Source organism: Alteromonas sp. NFXS44, from assembly GCF_040148705.1.
Taxonomy (GTDB): Bacteria; Pseudomonadota; Gammaproteobacteria; order Enterobacterales; family Alteromonadaceae; genus Alteromonas.
In genome coordinates this window covers 58,309-78,384 of record NZ_JAGDEA010000008.1, presented here as the reverse complement: position 1 = coordinate 78,384, position 20,076 = coordinate 58,309, and the positions used below count along the sequence as shown (strand labels likewise).

The window sequence follows — 20,076 nt, the reverse complement described above, 5'->3', positions numbered from 1 at the left end:
AATGAATAACACTGATTTTCAGGTACTGGTAGTCGGCTCCGGTGCCGGGGGTGCCATGGCTGCTTACGAGTTAACGCGGCAGGGCATCAAAGTGTTGCTGCTTGAAGCTGGCCGTGATTATGACCCTCGTACAGAAACCCCCATGTTTAAAAGACCCGGTGATGCGCCTTTGATGGGCTCGGGGAATGTAGATAAAGATTTTGGCTACTACGACGCTACCGTAGATGGTGGCTGGACCGTACCTGACGAACCGTACACGACTGCAGATGATACCGAATTTCTCTGGTGGCGTGCGCGGATGCTGGGTGGCCGGACTAATCACTGGGGCCGTTATTCCCTGCGTTTTTCTCATCATGATTTTAAAGGTAAGACCCGTGACGGTCATGGTGCTGACTGGCCATTTGAGTATGATGACATTGCGCCCTGGTATGACAAAACAGAAACCCTTGTCGGCGTGTGCGGGGAGAATACCGGTCATGAAGATATGCCTGACTCTTCTGAAGGTGTATTACAGCCAGCTCCTGCCCCCAGAGTCACTGAATTACTGGTGGCTGCTGCTGCCGGTAAAGAAGGTATACGAACCGCGCCGATGCACCGTGCAGTGCTGACACGCTCTCAGGATATCCGCCAGAAGTGTTTTTATGCCACGCCCTGTGGCCATGGCTGCTCTATCGGTGCGGCTTTTCAGACCACCACATCATTAATTCCTATGGCCAGAGCCACCGGAAACCTGACCGTAATTACCGATGCAATGGTAAAAGCTGTCCGTACAGATGTGAACGGTAAAGCCACGGGGGTGACTTATGTGGATAAGAAAACTGGTAATGATACCGACGTTGATGCTCCCGTGGTTATTCTGGCCGCCAGTGCCTGTGAGTCGGCGCGGATCCTGCTGAATTCAGCATCAGAAAAGCATCCTGCCGGACTGGCTAATTCCAGCGGACAGGTAGGTCGCAATCTGATGGATTCCACCGGGGCGAACATCGGTGCCTACGTGCCGGCACTGCGGGACCGGCCACGGTATAACGAAGATGGCCATACATCGAACCATTTGTTCATTCCCTGGTGGGGCCACGAGGCGCAGGAAAAAGGGGAGCTGGACTTTCCGAGAGGTTATCACTTTGAAATCGGCAGTGGTTTCCGTGAGCCCGGCAGTTGGGTAGCCGGTGATTTTCAGGGCTACGGTGAAGCTGTAAAAGCAGAGGCCCGTTCAGCCTATGGCAGTTACATTGGTTTCGCGCTGCGTGGAGAAATGGTGCCGAATGAACATTGTTATATGGAAATTGATAAAGACGTGAAAGACAAATGGGGTATACCTGTTGCGAAGTTTCACTGGAAATGGTCGGAAAATGAACTCAACCAGGTCAGGCACGGCCTTGAAACCGCTAAGAAAATTTTTGCCAATATGGGCGCTGACCCGGGGAAATTACCTTCTCCTGAAGAGGCTATCCTCAAAGGCGGCGAAATTATTCATGAGGTGGGCACAACCAGGATGGGAGACGATCCCGGCACCTCTGTGACCAATGAATGGGGACAAACCTGGGACTGTAAAAATCTGTTTATCATGGATGGCGGCGTGTTCGCCTCTAATCCTCATAAAAACTGTACTCTGACTATACTGACCCTGGCCATGCGTAATTCAAGCTGGCTGGCAGGACAAATTCAACAAGGGAGCCTGTAGCCATGAGAGATGTAAAATCTTCCGTTTATGTGCCACGGTTAACACGCCGCGAATCGTTAAAATGGCTGAGTGCTCTGGCAGCCACTGCGGCATTTCCTGCATTAACAGCGTGTTCAGGCGAGCCGGATAAAAGCGCGAAGGCCACAGCAGGAGCGGGTGAGGGGCACTGGCCTGAACTCACACTGAAGCCGGTGAATGCCGCCGGTTACGGGAAAGATCCTGATCTTATCATGCCGCCTGAATCACCCTGGCCGCGGCTCCTGTCACAAAAAGAGCTGCAACTGGTTGCTGACATCAGCGATCTTATTGTTCCTCAGGAAGGGGAATACCCTTCTGCCACCGGAGTTAATGTACCGGATGTCGTTGACGAGTGGATAAGTGCACCCTATGAGCGGCAGCAAAACGACCGCAAATTCATCATGCCACTTCTGGTATGGTTGAATGACGAAGCTGCATTGCGTCATGACATGACGTTCACAGACCTGACAGAAGCCCGGCAGAAAGCCATCCTGGATGATATAGCGACGGTCAACGACAATACCGGTGATGCATATCTGCGTCCGGCTGAGGCTTTTTCCCGTCTTCGTGGTTTGGTTCTGGCTGCCTATTTCAGTTCGCCGGAAGGCACCAGAGATATTGGCTATCAGGGGAACGTTGCCATTGCCGGAGACTATCCCGGACCCACGGATGAGGCTATGACGCACATTAACCGTGTTATCAGTGAGTTAGGTTTGTCGGAGTATGCGCTTAAAAGCTGATAATTGAATAAAGCCGTCTGTCAGTGCTGCACTGCCGGACGGCGTTTGTTCACCGGAATAATCATCAGCAGAAACATTAAAAGACCCGCTACCGCACCGTAAAGGTGGGCATCTGTTGCAACCGCAGCGCCAATCAGTGCCTCTACATCAGCAGAGCCGCCATTGATTTGTTCATACACTATTTTAGCGACTACACCGCAGGCCAGTAACCAGCCTGACTTTAAACCGGCACGGATATCCATGCAGGCGCCCCACAAAAACACGCCGTGTAATGCGCCGGACAAGCCCGCGTACCATATGAGTTGTGGTGAAAAGTAATAAATACCTGCACTGGTCAGTAAACTGCACCAGAGAAATAATTTAATAAACCGCATGAAACGATAATGGTCGCTATGCAGAAATGTGAGTAAAGTCAGTCCGGCCAGATTCAGTAAAGCGTGCCAGCCATTGGTGTGAACAATATTGGCCGTGAGTAAACGCCAGGTTTCAAAGCCCTCTATGGCATAACGGTCATATGCCAGCCATTCCCCTGACGCGGGTTCGAAGACGCAGGCCAGCAACACACAGAGTGTCAGCAGCAGGGGCCCGCCGTAAGGTCCGGCAAATTTGGTGAAATCAGATGACATGAAATTTTGTAGTTTTTGCTGTTAAATCGCTATGATACAGAAAACTGATAAGAATTTGCCTGTAATTTTGTGAGGATTTTGTCATGAGCACTGTGACTACACAGATAGAAAACCACGTTCTGACCATCAGCCTGAACCGCGCGGACAAGAAAAATGCGTTAACCCGTGAAATGTATCAGTTAATGGCGGATGCAATTAATACCGCGAGCCTCGATCCGGAAGTGAAGGTTATACTGCTCAGAGGGGAAGGCAGTGCGTTTACGGCCGGTAACGATATTGCAGACTTTGCGCACAGGGAGGAGGGCGATAACGTTGCTGAGATTGTTGCCTTCATGAATGCTCTGACTCAGTGTACTAGTCCTGTTGTCGCGCAGGTTCATGGCGTTGCCGTTGGCATCGGGACGACCTTATTGTTACATTGTGATCTGGTGTATTGTGCGCCGGAGAGCGTTTTTTGTATGCCTTTCATTAATCTCGGTCTGGTGCCCGAATATGCGTCAAGCTATCTGTTACCCAGACTGGCCGGTCGCCGCAAGGCCAGTGAATGGCTGATGCTGGGCGAAACCTTCGGCGCAGAAGAAGCTCAGCAGTTTGGTGTCGTTACCGCCATCATTGCGGCAGAAAAGTTAAGCGAACATGTTGAGGCAGTGTGCCGGAAACTGGCACAAAAGCCCGCATTCGCACTGAACCAGACAAAAGCATTGATGAATAATGAGCAGGATGCCATACAACAACAAATCAGTGCTGAACTGGATATCTTTCTTGAAGCGCTGTCTACACCGGCAGCCAAAGAAGCATTCGATGCATTCATCAACAAGCGCCCGTTAAACCGGGATAAATTTAAGTAATTCAGAGGAAGCGATACATTGAAGTTCAGTCAGGGAATTCTGGCAACGGCTGTTAAAGTCGTTTGTTTATCGGTCACACTGGTGTCCGCCACTCAAGCTGTTGAACGTTTTGAGCCTGAAGCGGCTACCGGATTTGAAAATAAAAAAGCCCGTGTAGCCAATGATTATATGGTTGTGGCTGCAAATCCCTACGCCTCATGGGCGGGTAAAAACATTATCGAAAAAGGTGGTTCTGCTATTGATGCCGCTGTGGCTGTGCAGGCAATGCTCACACTGGTTGAGCCCCAGTCCTCCGGGATCGGTGGTGGTGCCTTTATCCTTTACTGGGATAATAAAACTAAGACTCTGCATACATTTGACGGGCGGGAAACCGCACCGGCTGCCGTTACACCTTACTGGTTCTTCAAAGGTAAAAACCAGATGAACTGGCTTGAAGCTGTGGTTGGTGGTAAATCTGTGGGTGTTCCCGGCGCATTAAAAGCACTGGAAACTGCGCAGCAGGAATTCGGCAAGCTTAAATGGGAAGACCTGTTTGACGATGCGATCAACACCAGCGCTGAAGGGTTCCGTGTGTCAGCCCGTCTGGCGCACCTTGTCTCGCTGAATAAACACCCGGGTCTGAAAGAGTTTCCATCCAGCGCTACCTATTTTTATCCTGCCGGTGCACCGCTGAAGGAAGGAACGGTTAAAAAGAATAAAGCGCTTGCAGATACCTTGCGCCATATCGCCAGTGACGGTACAGACTATTTCTACAAAGGCCCTGTGGCTGAGAAAATTGTTAAGGCAGTGAACGGGGCATCCATCAACCCGGGACAAATTACCACGGCTGATATTGCCGGATACGAAGCATTAAAGAAAAAACCGGTGTGCGGCGATTACCGCGAACATAAAATTTGTGGCATGGCACCGCCCAGTTCCGGGGGGATCAATGTATTCCAGATCATGAAACTGCTGGAAGGTCAGGACATCGCTTCATTGAAGCCTGACAGTGCGGAATTTGCCCATTTATTTGCACAGGCCAGTGCCCTCAGTTTTGCTGACCGGGAAATGTATATTGCCGACAGCGACTTTACCGATTTACCCTTTGCGGCTTTGATCAACGCGCCATACCTGAAACGCCGTGCAGAGACGATTGGTATCAACGAAAAATGGCATAAAGCAAAGGCCGGCAAGCCTTACACCGATGCTAAAGTTCACCTTGGGATGAATCTGGAGCAGCCTAACACCAGCCACTTCTCAATTGTGGATAAAGAAGGGAACGCGGTGTCTATCACAACCAGCATTGAGTTTATGTTCGGTTCCGGCTTAATGGTCGACGGTTTCCTGCTGAATAACCAGCTTACGGATTTCTCATTTAATCCGGATATTAACGGCTGGCCTGTGGTTAACCGTGTGGAACCGGGTAAGCGCCCGCGCAGTGCCATGAGCCCGACCATGGTGTTTGATGATAAAGGCGATCTTGAACTGGTCATCGGCTCACCGGGTGGCAGTCGTATTATTGATTATGTTGCGCAGACCCTGTTCGGAGTTCTCGACTTTAAACTTGATGTGCAGCAGGCCATTAATCTGCCCAGAATGACCAACAGAAATGATTATACTGCGCTGGAGGCCGGTACGTCCGCTGAGGCGCTGAAACCTGCACTTGAAGCACTGGGTCATGATGTCAAAGTGATGGATCTGAACTCAGGTTTACATGGCGTACAAGTGAAAAACGGTAAGTTGATTGGCGGTGCCGATCCCCGCCGTGAAGGGGTAGCAGTGGGGCAGTAAAAGCCCCGCTTACCGGTTTACATAAAATGGTCCGGGTCGATGCGGTCAACTTTCCACAGCCCGTCGTCGCGGATCATTTGTACCGTTCTTAAATCTTCCACTTTGTCATCATTATACTGGCCGCTGAAAAATAAAGTGACGGTGGCATTTTCCGCAAACTCATTACGTCCCACACGGTTAGATCCCTGAGGTGTAATGGTAACTGTATCGTAACGCAAATTAACAATGTGTCTCTGTACGTTACGGTTTGTATGGTAACGCTTAAGCATTCTTGCCATGCTGTCAGAACTCAGTTCTACTGCACGGTTTATGTTCTTGTCTTCATAAATACTTTTCATAAATGCCACTGCAGCGTAGTCCGGCGTATTTTCGTCCATCATTCCGTAGCGCCCGAGCCCTTCTTCCTTTTCTTTACAGCCGGATATCAAAATCAGACATAAAACGATGAACAGGGAACTGAGGTGGCGGGAAGGGTAATTCATGATATTTATTCCGGACGGCTAAACTGTTATAAAAATAGCAGATTTTAGAGGCAACAAAAAAGCGGGGTAATCATACCCCGCTTTCTGATTTTATATCTTTAACGCTTACTGAACTTCTTCCTGTTCACCGAATTCACCGGCAAACAGCGGACTGCTCAGGTAACGTTCTGTACCACTGGCAAGCAGAACAACAACGATTTTGTCTTTGTTTTCCGGACGCTCAGCAAAACGCTTAGCTGCGACAACTGCCGCACCGGAAGAAATACCGGCAAGGATGCCTTCTTCCTTCATCAGACGGTGTGTCATTTCCATGCTCTCGTCGTTAGTTACCTGTTCGACTTCATCTACCAGGTCCAGATCCAGGTTACCCGGAATGAAACCGGCACCAATCCCCTGGATTTTGTGAGGACCCGGTGTCAGTTCTTCACCGTTCTTGGCCTGGGTGATAACAGGTGAATCTGTCGGTTCTACGGCGACAGAAGTAATTGCTTTACCTTTGGTATTCTTAAGGTAACGGCTAACACCGGTAATCGTACCGCCGGTACCGACACCGGCAACAAAGGCATCAACCTTACCGTCAGTGGCTTCCCAGATTTCAGGGCCGGTTGTTTTTTCGTGGATTGCCGGGTTAGCAGGGTTATCAAACTGTTGCAGCAGAACGAATTTTTCAGGATCAGAAGCAACGATTTCCTGAGCGGCTGCAACGGCACCTTTCATACCTTTAGGCGCTTCAGTCAGTACCAGATTTGCACCCAGTGCCTTGAGTAATTTTCTGCGCTCAAGACTCATGCTGCTTGGCATGGTCAGTGTCAGCTTGTAACCACGGGAAGCTGCAACGAATGCCAGTGCAATACCTGTATTACCACTGGTCGGTTCAACAATCTCTTTACCCGGGCCCAGAACACCACGCTTTTCTGCATCCCAGATCATGTTAGCGCCGATACGGCATTTCACACTGAAGCTCGGGTTGCGTGATTCAATTTTTGCATACACATTGCCACCGGTAACGCGATTGAGTTTTACCAGCGGTGTGCGGCCAATAGATAATGAGTTGTCGTCAAATACTTGCATTATTATTCCTTACCTGGTTAAAAATACCTGCAGACAATGATGTAGTCTGTCAAATGAACAGAACCACACAGGTATTTGTGTACCGTTATATAATTGGTGTCATCTTGTAAAATGAAAAGTGCTTTTTCGATATAACTTATTTTGATTTGCGATGAGGGTTAAAAAGCAGGCAAACGGGTGGTCGTTACAGTCAAATTCACCGTAATTACAAACAGCGTTCAGCCGGGATGACAGGTGCAGTGGTACAGGATTTACGACAGACGTCACGGATGTGGTGATACTTTGTTATATATTAGCGGTAAATTTGCCGGTGATACCGGCTTAAGAAATATAAAACTGTGAACTGGTTCTGCGTATAGCGTACAGGCTGTTCATGGTCGTTCAGGCGGGGAAAAATGAATCATCATATTTACCATGTGTTGTCGGACTGGTTCCCTCAGCGCGATGCAGGTAACTGGTTGCTGGCAACCATCATCAATACCGAAGGCTCTTCTTACCGCAAAGCCGGTGCAATGATGCTGTTCAGTGAATTTGGCAGTCAGCTGGGTGTTGTTTCCGGTGGATGTCTGGAAAGTGATTTGTTGCATCAGTCACGGCGGTGCTGGGAAACAGGTAACAGTCGTATTGTGACCTATGATATGCAGGAAGAAGGTGATGTTGCCTGGCGGCTGGGCATTGGTTGCGGCGGTGAAGTGACGCTTCTTTTACAACCTGTGAGTGCACAAAACAACTGGCTGGGGCTGACAGATGTGCTTGATGCGCTCAGCCGGCAGCAAACCGTTTATTTTTCACAGCCGGTCACACCGGGCATTCCTTCAGGATCTGCGGCGACATCTGATCCTGGCGACAAAGCACTGTTTACAGCCACACTCACACCACCTCCCACGCTGGGCATTTTAGGTGGCGGTGTAGATGCACTGCCGTTATGCGATATGGCTTCAAGGCTCGGCTGGCGTGTTATTGTTAACGACAGCAGAGCGCGTTATGCGCGGCCTGCAGACTTTACCACTGCCACAGTAACAGACGAACAGGCAGCGGGTGACATTAGCGGCACAGACTGGTATCACCAGATGAACGCAGTCATTGTTATGCATCATCAGGTGCGTATGGACGGTGAGGCGCTTGCGACAATGGTTTCTGTACCGCCGCAGTCTTTACAATATATTGCCTTGCTGGGTCCCTCACATCGCGCTGAGCGTGTGCTGGAAGAAGCCGGCATTGATGAGTCTCTGTTACCCCTGCCACTTCATGCACCTGCCGGTATCGCAATCGGAGGTGAACTACCTGAGTCAATTGCATTATCCATGCTTGCGCAGGCACACGCTGTGGTAAATGGCAAGTCTGCCCGTTCACTGAAGGGGAAGCCATGTCAGGCAGAATAGCGGTTATTATACTGGCTGCCGGTGAGGCCAGCCGGTATGGCGACAACAAATTACTTACTGCCCATCCGCAAGGTGACACATTGCTGGAGTATGTTGTACAGCAATATGCACCCTTCACGGATTTGCCTGTATTTGTGGTGACCGGTTGTTACCGTGAGGCGGTTGCCGAATGTCTGGTTAATAGTCCGGTATTGCCAGAGGTGTCTCTCGCCCACAATGACGCCTGGCAGCAGGGAATGGGCGGCAGTATTGCTACCGGTGTTAAAGCCGTGCTGCATTATTGTGAGGAAACCGGCACATTGTCGCCGGATCATTTTTTTATCGGATTGGGTGATACGCCGTCTGTCACTACAGATTCCCTTCGCGCACTCGCAGAAAAAGCAGGGATTTTTCCTGCCAGCCGGATTGCCAGCCTGGCTGAAGGAAAACGCATGTCACCGGCTATCTTTCCTTACTCTGATGAAGCATTGCTTTTGTCTCTGAATGGACAGAAGGGGGCGGCAAAACTGCTCAACGCTGCTGCCCCTGAGTGTTTTGCCGTACCTCACCCGCAAGCTGCGCTGGATGTTGATACGCCGGATGACTGGCATAAATTAAACCGCAATTAAGCCGCTGTATGGTAATTCCCGATATTGTCCCAATATCGGGATTATGAAGCATTCAAATAAACGCGATATCCTGCTGAGATCGGTATGGCTCAGTGTTCTGTGTGTCACTGTGCTCTGGGTCATCCAGTCCGCCGGTGTGTTGTTCCATTTACCCTTAAATACACTGGGTATTGTGCCTTTGTCCTTAGCAGGACTTCACGGCATTATTACTGCCCCTCTGGTACACAGTTCTTATGAGCATTTATTCCATAATACATTGCCACTGATCATTCTTGGTTCCGCCCTGTATTATGGCTATCCGGCTACGAGAGGCAAAGCGCTGGCTTTTGCATGGCTGGGTTCAGGTATTGGCGTATGGTTATTTGGCAGGCCGTCTGTGCATCTGGGGGCAAGCGGTGTTGCACACGGATTGTTTTTTTATCTGTTCGTTATTGCCATTCTGCGAAGAGATAACCGCTCAACGGGTCTGATGATGATCGCATTCTTTCTGTATGGCGGCATGATGATGTCTATTTTTCCCCGCGACCCGCAAATTTCTTACGAGGCGCATTTTTTCGGTGCAGCAGGAGGGGTTATTGCTGCACTGCTGTTTGGTAAACAGGATCCCAAACCGCTGAGGAAGCGCTATTACTGGGAATCGCAGGATGAAGAAGACCCGGTGATTGGTGATCAGTGGCAATCCACCGGGCCGGAAGAGCCGCCTAAGCCGCGTGAACGCGCTGGCGGCGCTGAATAATCATAACGCGGCTGCCTAACATCACGGCAGCGCTGCTTAACCCCACAATAAAACCTATCCAGAAGCCGGCAGCAGACATAGGCTCACTGGTTATCCAGTCTGTACGACCCAGAATAAGCCCGGTGGGAAGACCGATTAGCCAGTAGGCAATGAAAGTGATGATAAACATAGCCGTGGTGTCTTTATATCCCCGTAACGCATTGGCCGATAACACCTGAATTGCATCAGAGAACTGGAAAAGCGCGGCGTAAATCAGCAATGAGTTAGCCAGTGCAAACACCGTTTCATCCTGCGTATACAGGCTGATGATGGCACCCTTGGCCAGTAACGTGAAGCTGGCGGTTAACGTGGCAATACACATACCGATGGTAATACCGCTTTTTACCACCATGCGGGCCTGCGTAGGATTGTTCTGGCCAATCCGGTAACCTACACGGATTGACAGCGCCATGCCTAAGCTCAGGGGAAACATGAACATGATTGCACTGAAATTGAGTGCAACCTGGTGAGCCGCTACGGTGCCGGGTCCGAAAGGGGCCAGCATCAGGGCAACGACGGCAAACAGGGTAACCTCAAACAGAAGAGTCATGGCCACCGGAAATCCGAGTTTGAATGTGCGCAGGATCATGCGCAAATCCGGGCGACAGATGTGGCCGAACAGGTTGTACTTTTTCAGTCTGTCAGACAACAAAACGTAAGCCATGGTAGCGAAAAACATCGTGTATATAACAATGGCCGTGGCGATACCACACCCCGCGCCACCGAATGCAGGAACCGGCCCTGCGCCATAAATGAATATATAGTTACCCGCGACGTTACACATTAATCCGATCAACGTAATGGCCATGGTGGGTTTGGTGGTGCCAAGGCCTTCACAGAAGTTACGCAACCACTGGTAACCGGCAAATGCCGGCATGGAAAGCAACACAAACTGCACATAGTCCACGGTAATATCGTAGAGTGCCGGCTCCATGGGAAACAGTGCGACCAGGTGGCCGGTAAGCGGCCAGATAAGCAGAATGAGTAAACTGATTGTCAGTAGCAGGTATCCGGCCTGCCAGGCCGCAGAGGCTACGTCAGATGTATTTCCCTTTCCGTGTAATCTGGACAGGATAGGGGGCATAGCAAGACCCAGGCCCTGAATAAAACACTGCAACGGTACAATGATACTGAAACCCAGTGCCACAGCGGCCATATCTGTAGCACTGTAATGACCGGCCATAATGGTATCAATAACACCCATCATCATCTGAGTTATCTGGGCAATCAACAGAGGCCAGGCAAGGGTGATCAAACGTTTACTTTCCACGGCAAAGCGCGGAGAAATGAATGCCGCCATGGGTGAATTATGCTCCGTTAACTGAAAATGGCTGCACTTTTACCGTATCACCGGCACTGAGCATTTTGCAGTCAGACGGAACGACAATGTAACAATTAGCCTGTGTCACGGTGGTCATCACACCGGAACTTTGTTTACCTGACGGAGTGACGCTATAGCTGCCATCCTCCTGCACAACCATAACCGCCCGCAGGAATTCTTGTCTGCCGGCTTTACGTTTTATACCGGCGGTCAGTGTGGCATTAATGGTAAGAGGCTTACCTGCCCCGTCAGTTTCAATACCGCTCAACCGTTTGAGCATGGGTAACACCAGTTGCTGTGTGGTGACCCAGGCTGACACCGGGTTGCCCGGTACGCCACAGAAGCGTGCATTTCCCAGAGAACCGAATGCGAAGGGTTTGCCCGGTTTAATCGCGATTTTCCAGAACGCAATCTCACCAAGCCTGGCAACCAGTTCTTTAACAAAATCGGCATCACCTACAGATACACCGCCGCTGGATATAATGACATCCTGAGATTCAGATGCCTCTTTAAATACCGTTTCCAGCGCGGCTTTGTCATCAGGAATAATGCCATAGTCAGTGATTGTGACCGGCTCATGTGCGAGTAAGGCCCGTGTGCCGGTACGGTTTGATTCGTAAATCTGACCTGACTGCAAAGGTACTCCCGCCTCAACCAGTTCATCGCCGGTAGCCATGATCCCCACTTTCAGTTTGCGGAAAACACTCACTGAACTGATCCCCATTGAGGCAAGCAGTACCAGATGACCAGGTTCAAGGCGGGTGCCCCGTTTAATGACCTGTGCGCCTTTAGCTATATCTCCGCCGGCGCGGCGAATATTTTCACCGGCAATAGCGGGTTTGGTCACTGTGATAATGTCATCTTCCCTGCGTGTATTTTCCTGCATAACCACGCATTCTGCTCCGGGAGGGATAAGCGCACCGGTCATGATCCGTACTGCAGTACCCCGCTGTATTTTTTGTTCCGGAAAAGCCATGCCCGCAAACTGCGCACCGGAAACCGTGACGGGTTCGCCGGCGGTATCGGCTGCATAAAGGGCGTAACCGTCCATCGCAGAATTATCTGCCGGTGGTACATCTGTCTGTGAAACAATGTCTTCGCCGGTAATACGGTACAGCGCATCAGATACAGCAACGTTTTCAGTTTCTGTAACAGGAGTAACAGCGGCAAGAGCACGGCTCAGGGCCTCGTCCAGTGGAAGCCAGCCGGTGGGAGTGGAAGCAGAATTGGTCATATTTATTAGCGCAGGCGAATTAAGAAGGGGATTATTACTGATTGGTATAAGAAAACCAACACCTGCGGCCAGAATTCCGCAGGTGTTGATAAGCGTGTCAGTCTTCAAACTCCATATTGCTGATCCACACAGTCTGGTACGGCTTTAACTGCATGAATCCGCCCACGTCTTCAATTTCATCACGGGTAATGAGGTCCATCCATTTATCTGTGCCAATCAGATTAATACTGGAAAGCAGGATAGACTGTTCTTCATTCGTGACATTGCTGACGCAGAACACGCTCTGACGTCTGTCGAGACTTTGCCGCCAGTAGCCAAACAAGGTGTCACCCAGTTGCAGGGTAAACTGTGTGGCATTGGGGTGAAAAGCCGGTTGTGCTTTTCTGATACGGATAAGCTGGGACAAACGGGTTAACACTTTATGGTGTTGAGAAAACGGCGAGTCCAGCAGGGCTGCCAGTTCCTCAAAGTTCCATCTGTGCCGGTTGATAGAGCGGTTCTGACCGGTGTTAGCCACTTTTTCATAGTCATTGCTGGTTCCCAGTAAACTATGGATGTACAGACCCGGTATACCTTCCATACCCAGCATAATGGCATGAGCACAAATGAAGCGGTCTACCTGATACTTATCCGGACCTGCTGTGGTTCCTTGCAGTGCGTCAAACAAAGTAATGTTGATTTCATATGGCTTCTGCTGACCATGATCAGACGCCCGCCAGGAGACCTTACCGCCGAAATTCTGCATGGTATGTACCAGTGTAGAAATTTCTTCATCGTCAAGTAAGCCTTCAGCAGGGCGCAGACCTATACCGTCATGAGAGGCTATGAAGTTGAAATATGTCGTGCCGTTCTGTGCCGGCGGCATACTCATCATCCAGTTCTTCAGATAGCCACAGTTGCCGGTAACAAGGGTATTTACCAGCAATGGGGGGAGTGAGAAGTTATAGATCGCATGGGCTTCATTGGCATTACCGAAATACGTCAGGTTCTCCCGGTTAGGGATGTTGGTTTCGGTAATAATAATGACAGTAGGATCAGTGTGTTCAATCAGTGTACGGAGCAAACGGATAACTTCGTGGGTCTGAGCCAGATTGATACAACTGGTACCGATAATTTTCCACAAAAACGCTACTGCATCCAGACGGAACAACTTAGCGCCTTTGTCCAGATACAGACGGATAATTTCCACAAAAGCCAGCAGTACCTTCGGATTGCGGAAATCAAAATCCACCTGGTCGTGACTGAACGTACACCAGACATGTTTCGTGCCGGTGGCGGTTTCAGTTTCCCGCAGCAAGGGAGACACCCGCGGACGGGTAACCATAGATAAATCATCGGACGGATCGGCAGTAAAAAAGAAATCACTGCCAGTGCCTTCGCCTTTCTGGAAATTGTCAAACCAGGCACTACGGGCAGAACAATGGTTGATAACAAGATCAAACATCAGGCCGTAGTGCTTTGACAGCCGTTCAATATCAGGCCAGTCTCCCAGTGATTCATTCACACTGGAATAGTCGATGACGGAAAAGCCATCGTCTGAACTGTAAGGAAAGAAGGGCAGCATGTGTACCTTGTTGATCGTGTTCTTACAGTAGGTGTGCAGAAAACGGTCAAGGGTAAACAATGGCTGCTCATCATCACTGATCACACTGTCACCGTAAGTGATCATGATAATATCTTCTTCATCCCAGTAATTGCAGTGCGGCGTTGGTTGAACAACGTCTTTATCTTCTTCAAGACGCATCGTCTGCATCAGCTGAGTGGCAAGATCTCCCACAGGGATATCCAGAACCACATCAGCATAAATCGACTGCAAGTGATGACTGACTTTTTCATGTAATTGTTCCCAACTCGTCATGCGTTACCCTAATAATTCTGCTGTGTCTGCTTCAACGGCCTCCAGCAGGCGGTCAAGAATGTCCGGTACTGCACTGGTGACCCTGTTCCAGCTTGGAATAAATGGTGTTTCCATCGGATTATCCAGGAAGCTGTTACCCGCTTTCATAATATTGCTGGCAAACAGTTCAACGGCTTTTTCTTCATTGTGAATGTCTAATGTCAGGCCATTCATCACTGCATCATTGTGATAGGTTTCAACGAAATCCAGCGCAATACGGTAATAGGTTGCTTTAATGGAACGGAACATTTCGTTGCTGAAAGTAAATCCCTGAGTCGCCAGCTTTCTGAACAGGGCCTTGGTGATGTCGATAGACATCTTCGACAATCCGCCCTGGTCATTATTGAATGACAAGTCCTGGTGCTTATGATCGTAATTATCTGCAATATCGGCCTGACACAGGCGGTTGTGATTGTAGTTGCGGTGCATTTCAGACAGCACGCCCACCTCAAGGCCCCAGTCACTGGGGATACGGATATCGTTCAGCACATCACGACGGAAAGAGAATTCTCCGGCCAGCGGATAACGGAAGCTGTCCATGAATTCCAGATATTCGTTATCACCCAGCGTGCGTTTTAATGCGCGCAGCAACGGGGTAACCAGCAAACGGGAAACCCGGCCATTGATTTTTCCGTTGGCTACACGGGCGTAATAACCTTTACAGAACTCGTAGTTGAACTGAGGATTCGCGACCGGATAGATTAGGCGGGCCAGCAGGTCGCGGTTGTAGGTAACGATATCGCAATCGTGGAGGGCAACGGACTCGGCACGGTTGGATGCCAGAATATACCCCATGCAGTACCAGACGTTGCGGCCTTTACCCAGTTCCTTAGGCGCGAGATTCAGAGCCGATAGTTCTTCGTCAATGGCTTTAAGACGGGGGCCGTCGTTCCACAAAACGCGATGGTGTTGCGGCAGCTTTTCGAAAAATTTTAATGCAGATTTGTATTGCTCTTTATCTGCACGGTCAAGGCCAATGACGATTTCAGACAGATAGGGGACGTGGGTGAGTTCGTCGACGATATGCGGCAGGGCTTCGCCTTCCAGTTCTGAATACAAAGACGGCAGGATCAGCGCCATCGGACGTTTCTGAGAAAATCGTAACAGTTCAGCTTCAAGCTCTTCTGTAGGGCGTCTTGATAAGTTGTGTAACGTTGTCACTACGCCATTTTGATAAAAATCAGCCATGTGTTCTCCATGTCCTGTTAAAAAAGTAATCGGGTCAGTACTTCAGTCCAGCCTTGCGGGCCGTGCAGGGTACTGGTGTATACATTTTCTTCTTTTTTTAGTGTAGGGGGTTGATGGCTCGGGGAGGCGATCCGAACGGCAATATCCGCCGCCTCAAGCATTGCAATATCGTTTTTACCGTCACCCAGCGCAATACTGGTCACCGGTTCGTCATGTTGACGGATAAACTCTTCGACAAACCATTGAAGGGCTGCGCCCTTATTACAGTCGCCGGAAATATGAATAAAACGGCCGCCTTCCAGCGGGTAGGCACCTCTGTCTGTCACAGACCGGATAAACGCCTCTTTTCTCTCATCTGTTCCTTGCCACAAGACCGGCTCACCGAATTGTCGCTGTGCAGCCAGTGCAGCTTCTGCGGGTGATAACCCGGTGGCTTCACAGATGTCCTCATTGGACATCTCACTGAAATGGGTGAATTCACCGGCAAAATCCGGTTTGACCTTTTCGAGTAATTTCAGCCAGTACATTTTCGATGAGGTGAAAGATTTACACCAGAAACCATCCTGCCACACGGTACCGGCTGGTTTTTTCGCGAAAAAACCATGAGGAATGTACGCTGCAGCGCCGTTTTCTAAGATAAACGGGCCGGTCAGGCCAATGGTTTCCCGCAATTCAAGCAATTCAACAAAGGTCTTGCTGGTGGTAGGGATGACGGGAATATTTCGCTTTGACAGTGAGGTCAGCGTAGGCTTTGCTGCTTCAAAACTGTATGTATGGTGGTCAAGTAACGTACCGTCCATGTCAGTGAAAATGAGTGTATTCGCTGTGTTCATGACTACTTCCTGATGACGTTTTTAATGACTCTGTTTTCATCTAACTCAAATACCTGATTACACTTTGCAGGCAGGGAATTAAACGCATGTTCTGTGAGTCTCTGATAATGTTGTATGAAACGAAGGATTTGTTCATCGCTCATAATACCGCTTCCGGTTTTACCGTTTTTTGCGGCCAGTTTGTGTTCCTGTTCACACCGCCATTTGTAAACATGCTCAAAAGACGGACCTTTTAACATTACCCAATACTGCATTTCATCGTATAAAGATTCATATTCTGAAGCAATTTTATCATTCACATACCGACGCCATGCGCCATCCGGGTCTTCGGTACGCTCAAGATCATTAACCGGCTCTTTAAGTGCGTCTTCAGATTGCGCTGACACGCCCCAACACCAGCCTTCAATTAACACAATATCAGGTGGAGAAGTGATTACCGGCCATGCAGGTTCTTCAAAAGGATCATCGGTGGCTTTATTGAAGCGTGGCAGAGCAACGCTGCCTGTCGATTTTAACGCTGTGAAAGTGTCATCAGCCAGTATCGTATTGTGCGTACCGGGTACACCTCTGGTGCAAAGTAGGGGATGTACGTTGGCAGCAAGTTCTTGTCGTCTTGCACGGGAGAGATAGAAATCGTCAAGGGAGATCGTGACGGCTGACAGCCCGTGCTGGTGGGTGAAGTAGTGGATAAGAAAGTCGCATAATGTGGATTTCCCTGATCCCTGACAGCCATTAACACCGACGAAAAATGGCCTTTCTGCACCATTTGTGTGCGAAAGGATTTCGTCTGCTAACGGTATGAACCATTCTTGTGCAATGGCCTGGTAAGTGTCCGGTAACTGGTGCTCGTTCAGAAAGCCCGTAATATCCATGTTACTACCTGTGTGACGTGCTGTTTCAGCACAGTTTATAAAGTAGTAACTACAACAATTATGCCAATCCGGGTCAGGTATGCTTGCAGACCTATGCTCAGAATTGGCAACAGTCTGCAAACGAACAGGACATAAAGTTACTTTTTCGTGGCTATCAGTACTGCACGTTGTGGTGCAGGATAACCTTCAATGGTTTTGCTGATGTCATCAGGATCCAGAAAATCTTTCAAAGACTGAGACGTCATCCACTCTGTGGTGCGCTGCTCATCCGGAGACGTGGTGTTGATATCAGCGACCTTTATATTTTCAAAACCCAGTCTGCTCAGCCACACAGTGAGTGCTTTTACACTTGGCAGAAACCAGACGTTACGCATTTGTGCATAACGTTCGCCTGCCATCAGTACGGTCTGCTCATCACCTTCCACTACCAGTGTTTCAAGCACCAGTTCGCCGCCTTTGCGTAACTGATCTTTCAGTTGGGTGAGAAACTGTACCGGATCTTTTCTATGGTATAGCACACCCATTGAGAACACGGTATCAAATGCTTTTAATGCCGGCATCTGCTCAATGCCCAGCGGTAAAAAATGGATATTAGCGGCAGGAATAAAATGCCTGATAGCCTGAAACTGAATTAAAAACAGTTGAGTCGGATCGATGCCATAAACGCCGGCAGCATCTTCTCCCAGCATACGCCACATGTGATAGCCGCTACCACAACCCACATCCAGAACATGACGGTTGGCAAGCGGGCTGATATGAGGCAGTACCCGATCCCATTTCCAGTCAGACCGCCATTCTGTATCAATATGAATACCGTGAATGTGATAGGGGCCTTTTCGCCAGGGCATAAACTGTTTCAGCAGACCTTCTATCTGTTTCTGCTGATATTCGCTGATGTCAGCGGCGCTACCCGCAGTAACACTGTGTTTCAGTTCTTTTGAACTGACAGTGGTCTCAGGAAGTTTTTCCAGCAATTTACACCATTTACTGAATTCTCCGTGAAGGTGTTCCCGTTGCCATTCGCTGATTTGTGCCGGCAGCGTTTCAAGCCAGTGTGCCAGAGGCGTGTTCAGCAACTGACGGTAACATTCAGTGAACCAGGGATCAGAAATACGTCGCATCAGGCATTGTCTCCATCAGCCTTAATGGCCACCATTGAGGTAAAGTTATAGCATTTGAACCACATCACCACATCTTCAAACCCTACCTTTTTCAAGCGGCTTTCGTGCGTCTGGTAGGTGTCGGTGAGCATCACATTTTCAAGCGCTGCCCGTTTCTGGCTGACTTCCAGTTCACTGTAACCATTATTGCGCTTAAACTGATGATGCAGGTCGATAAGAAGATGATTTCCCTGTTCACTGGGATGCTGAATTTTCTCTGACAAAACGAGGATGCCGCCCGGATTCATGCCGTTGAAAATTTTGCTCAGCAGCGTTTCTCTTTGCTCCGGCGGAATAAACTGCAAGGTGAAATTCATGATCACCATGGATGCATTTTCTATTTTTGTGTCCAGAGCAGATTCACAATGGAGTGTGACATGGTTGGGTAAATGAAAGCTGGAAATTACCCGTTCACAGCGCTCAATCATTGCCGGGGAATTATCAATACCGGTGATCTGACAGAATAAATGATCTGTGTTACGTGCAACAGCAAGACTGGCAGCCCCCAGAGAACAGCCGAGATCATATACATTGCTGCCTTCAGTGACTCTGGCTCTGGCCAGTTCTCCGATGGTATGCAGAATCGTCTGATAGCCCGGTACTGAACGTTGAATCATATCGGGAAATACGTCAGCTACGTGTTCATCAAATCGGAAATCACTGACGGTTGTCATATGGCTGGCAAAAATATTATCCGGCTTTTGCACTGAAAGACCTTACTGATTAGCTAAAAAACGGGGCAGATTTTAAAGGATTGCCACGTTTTTTTCATTTAAAAGGAAAAATTTCTTGATTATAAAGCCCCTTAAGTTAATTTGACTTTATATCGTTAGCCTAAAGTATTACCCTATAGTAACAGGAAAAATTACATAGTTCGGGCACCGCATTATATGACTCGTATATTAGTTGCAGATGATCATCCACTGTTCAGGGAAGCATTAAGTGCTGCGCTGGAACCGTATTTCAAGGACGCTGAAATTCTTGAAGCGGACAGTCTTGAATCCATGATGACCGTGTTAACTGAAAATCACCACATTGATTTACTGTTATTAGATTTAAATATGCCGGGAGGCGAATACTTCAACGGTCTTATTTCCGTTAAAGATGTTTATCCGGAATTACCCGTCGCGGTTATTTCTGCCAATGAAAGCATTGATGTTGTTGCTCAGGTCATGGGACTGGGTGCTCAGGGCTTTATTCCCAAATCATCGCCCACGAAACAAATTGCTGAAGCAATCGTGACCATCAAAGGCGGTGAAAACTGGGTACCGGAAGAGATGAAAGCGGACCTGGAGAACGTTGATGAAGAGATGACTCAACTGTTGAAACGTTTCCGTGAACTTACGCCGAAACAAATTCAGGTGCTAAGCTTCCTGCGTGCAGGTTTAATGAACAAGCAAATTGCCCACGAAATGAATGTGACCGAAGCGACTATCAAGGCACACATCAGCGCAATTTTGCGTAAGCTTGAAATTAATACGCGGACTCAGGCTGTACTGCTGATGGACAAATTGCAGTTCAGTTAATTCTCCCGAAAAATAAAAAAAGGCCGCATCATAATGAAGCGGCC

The 20,076-nt window shown here is 49.1% G+C and carries 19 protein-coding genes; 8 read left to right on the top strand and 11 right to left on the bottom strand.

The annotated features are described in order from the left end of the window. The first annotated feature begins 1 nt into the window (after position 1). Both J3369_RS11410 and J3369_RS11405 read left to right on the top strand, forming a co-directional pair. Positions 2–1,681: a GMC family oxidoreductase gene (locus J3369_RS11410; RefSeq protein WP_349586848.1), complete on the top strand. Its 1,680-nt coding sequence runs from the start codon at positions 2–4 to the stop codon at positions 1,679–1,681. A gap of 2 nt (positions 1,682–1,683) precedes the next feature. Beyond that, complete coding sequence (locus J3369_RS11405; protein ID WP_349586845.1) at positions 1,684–2,439, top strand: gluconate 2-dehydrogenase subunit 3 family protein; 756 nt, start codon at positions 1,684–1,686, stop codon at positions 2,437–2,439. A gap of 20 nt (positions 2,440–2,459) precedes the next feature. Here J3369_RS11405 and rrtA read toward each other — a convergent pair whose 3' ends face one another. Continuing rightward, the gene (rrtA, locus tag J3369_RS11400) at positions 2,460–3,065 is read right to left on the bottom strand and encodes a rhombosortase (RefSeq protein ID WP_119501469.1); all 606 of its coding nucleotides are present in this window, start codon (positions 3,063–3,065) and stop codon (positions 2,460–2,462) included. 83 nt (positions 3,066–3,148) lie between these two features. Between rrtA and J3369_RS11395 the strand changes: the two genes are divergently transcribed. Further along, positions 3,149–3,913 (top strand): enoyl-CoA hydratase, encoded by a 765-nt coding sequence (locus J3369_RS11395; RefSeq protein ID WP_303574748.1) that lies wholly within the window; start codon positions 3,149–3,151, stop codon positions 3,911–3,913. A 39-nt stretch (positions 3,914–3,952) separates the two neighbouring features. After that, positions 3,953–5,683: a gamma-glutamyltransferase gene (gene ggt, locus J3369_RS11390; RefSeq protein ID WP_502877444.1), complete on the top strand. Its 1,731-nt coding sequence runs from the start codon at positions 3,953–3,955 to the stop codon at positions 5,681–5,683. A 17-nt stretch (positions 5,684–5,700) separates the two neighbouring features. Here ggt and J3369_RS11385 read toward each other — a convergent pair whose 3' ends face one another. Both J3369_RS11385 and cysK read right to left on the bottom strand, forming a co-directional pair. After that, positions 5,701–6,165, bottom strand: coding sequence for a hypothetical protein (locus tag J3369_RS11385; RefSeq protein ID WP_349586841.1), 465 nt, complete (start codon positions 6,163–6,165; stop codon positions 5,701–5,703). Between the two features lie 105 nt (positions 6,166–6,270). Then, positions 6,271–7,236: a cysteine synthase A gene (gene cysK / locus J3369_RS11380; RefSeq protein WP_119501466.1), complete on the bottom strand. Its 966-nt coding sequence runs from the start codon at positions 7,234–7,236 to the stop codon at positions 6,271–6,273. Positions 7,237–7,631: 395 nt separating this feature from the next. On the opposite strand from cysK, the gene J3369_RS11375 reads away from it, so the two are divergent. Genes J3369_RS11375 through J3369_RS11365 form a run of 3 tightly spaced genes read left to right on the top strand, consistent with a single transcriptional unit; the run spans position 7,632 to position 9,962 of the window. Beyond that, positions 7,632–8,618, top strand: coding sequence for an XdhC family protein (locus J3369_RS11375; protein WP_349586838.1), 987 nt, complete (start codon positions 7,632–7,634; stop codon positions 8,616–8,618). Further along, positions 8,603–9,226, top strand: coding sequence for a nucleotidyltransferase family protein (locus tag J3369_RS11370; protein ID WP_303574744.1), 624 nt, complete (start codon positions 8,603–8,605; stop codon positions 9,224–9,226). Before J3369_RS11375 ends, J3369_RS11370 begins: the two co-directional genes overlap by 16 nt. A 43-nt stretch (positions 9,227–9,269) precedes the next feature. Then, entirely contained in the window at positions 9,270–9,962 is a 693-nt protein-coding gene (locus tag J3369_RS11365) for a rhomboid family intramembrane serine protease (RefSeq protein WP_349586834.1), read from the top strand. Here J3369_RS11365 and J3369_RS11360 read toward each other — a convergent pair. The 8 genes from J3369_RS11360 to cmoA all read right to left on the bottom strand — a co-directional run bounded on the left by J3369_RS11360 (position 9,928) and on the right by cmoA (position 19,213). Further along, positions 9,928–11,301, bottom strand: a complete 1,374-nt coding sequence (locus tag J3369_RS11360; RefSeq protein ID WP_349586831.1) for an MATE family efflux transporter — start codon at positions 11,299–11,301, stop codon at positions 9,928–9,930. The genes J3369_RS11365 and J3369_RS11360 overlap by 35 nt on opposite strands. Before the next feature lie 7 nt (positions 11,302–11,308). Next, a complete protein-coding gene (gene moeA / locus J3369_RS11355; RefSeq protein WP_349586828.1) occupies positions 11,309–12,556 on the bottom strand; it encodes a molybdopterin molybdotransferase MoeA in 1,248 nt (415 codons plus the stop codon). 97 nt (positions 12,557–12,653) lie between these two features. Continuing rightward, a complete protein-coding gene (locus J3369_RS11350) occupies positions 12,654–14,414 on the bottom strand; it encodes a sugar phosphorylase (protein ID WP_349586825.1) in 1,761 nt (586 codons plus the stop codon). Between the two features lie 3 nt (positions 14,415–14,417). Next, entirely contained in the window at positions 14,418–15,641 is a 1,224-nt protein-coding gene (locus J3369_RS11345) for a glycosyltransferase family protein (protein WP_119501460.1), read from the bottom strand. Positions 15,642–15,658: 17 nt separating this feature from the next. Further along, positions 15,659–16,474, bottom strand: coding sequence for an HAD-IIB family hydrolase (locus J3369_RS11340; protein WP_349586823.1), 816 nt, complete (start codon positions 16,472–16,474; stop codon positions 15,659–15,661). Between the two features lie 2 nt (positions 16,475–16,476). Next, positions 16,477–17,346: a kinase gene (locus J3369_RS11335; RefSeq protein ID WP_349586820.1), complete on the bottom strand. Its 870-nt coding sequence runs from the start codon at positions 17,344–17,346 to the stop codon at positions 16,477–16,479. 137 nt (positions 17,347–17,483) lie between these two features. Further along, positions 17,484–18,458, bottom strand: a complete 975-nt coding sequence (cmoB, locus tag J3369_RS11330; RefSeq protein ID WP_349587638.1) for a tRNA 5-methoxyuridine(34)/uridine 5-oxyacetic acid(34) synthase CmoB — start codon at positions 18,456–18,458, stop codon at positions 17,484–17,486. A gap of 8 nt (positions 18,459–18,466) precedes the next feature. Beyond that, positions 18,467–19,213, bottom strand: coding sequence for a carboxy-S-adenosyl-L-methionine synthase CmoA (gene cmoA, locus J3369_RS11325; RefSeq protein ID WP_349586818.1), 747 nt, complete (start codon positions 19,211–19,213; stop codon positions 18,467–18,469). 183 nt (positions 19,214–19,396) lie between these two features. Here cmoA and J3369_RS11320 point away from each other — a divergent pair, with 183 nt between their 5' ends. After that, positions 19,397–20,032: a response regulator transcription factor gene (locus tag J3369_RS11320; protein ID WP_303574736.1), complete on the top strand. Its 636-nt coding sequence runs from the start codon at positions 19,397–19,399 to the stop codon at positions 20,030–20,032. Positions 20,033–20,076: the final 44 nt, after the last annotated feature.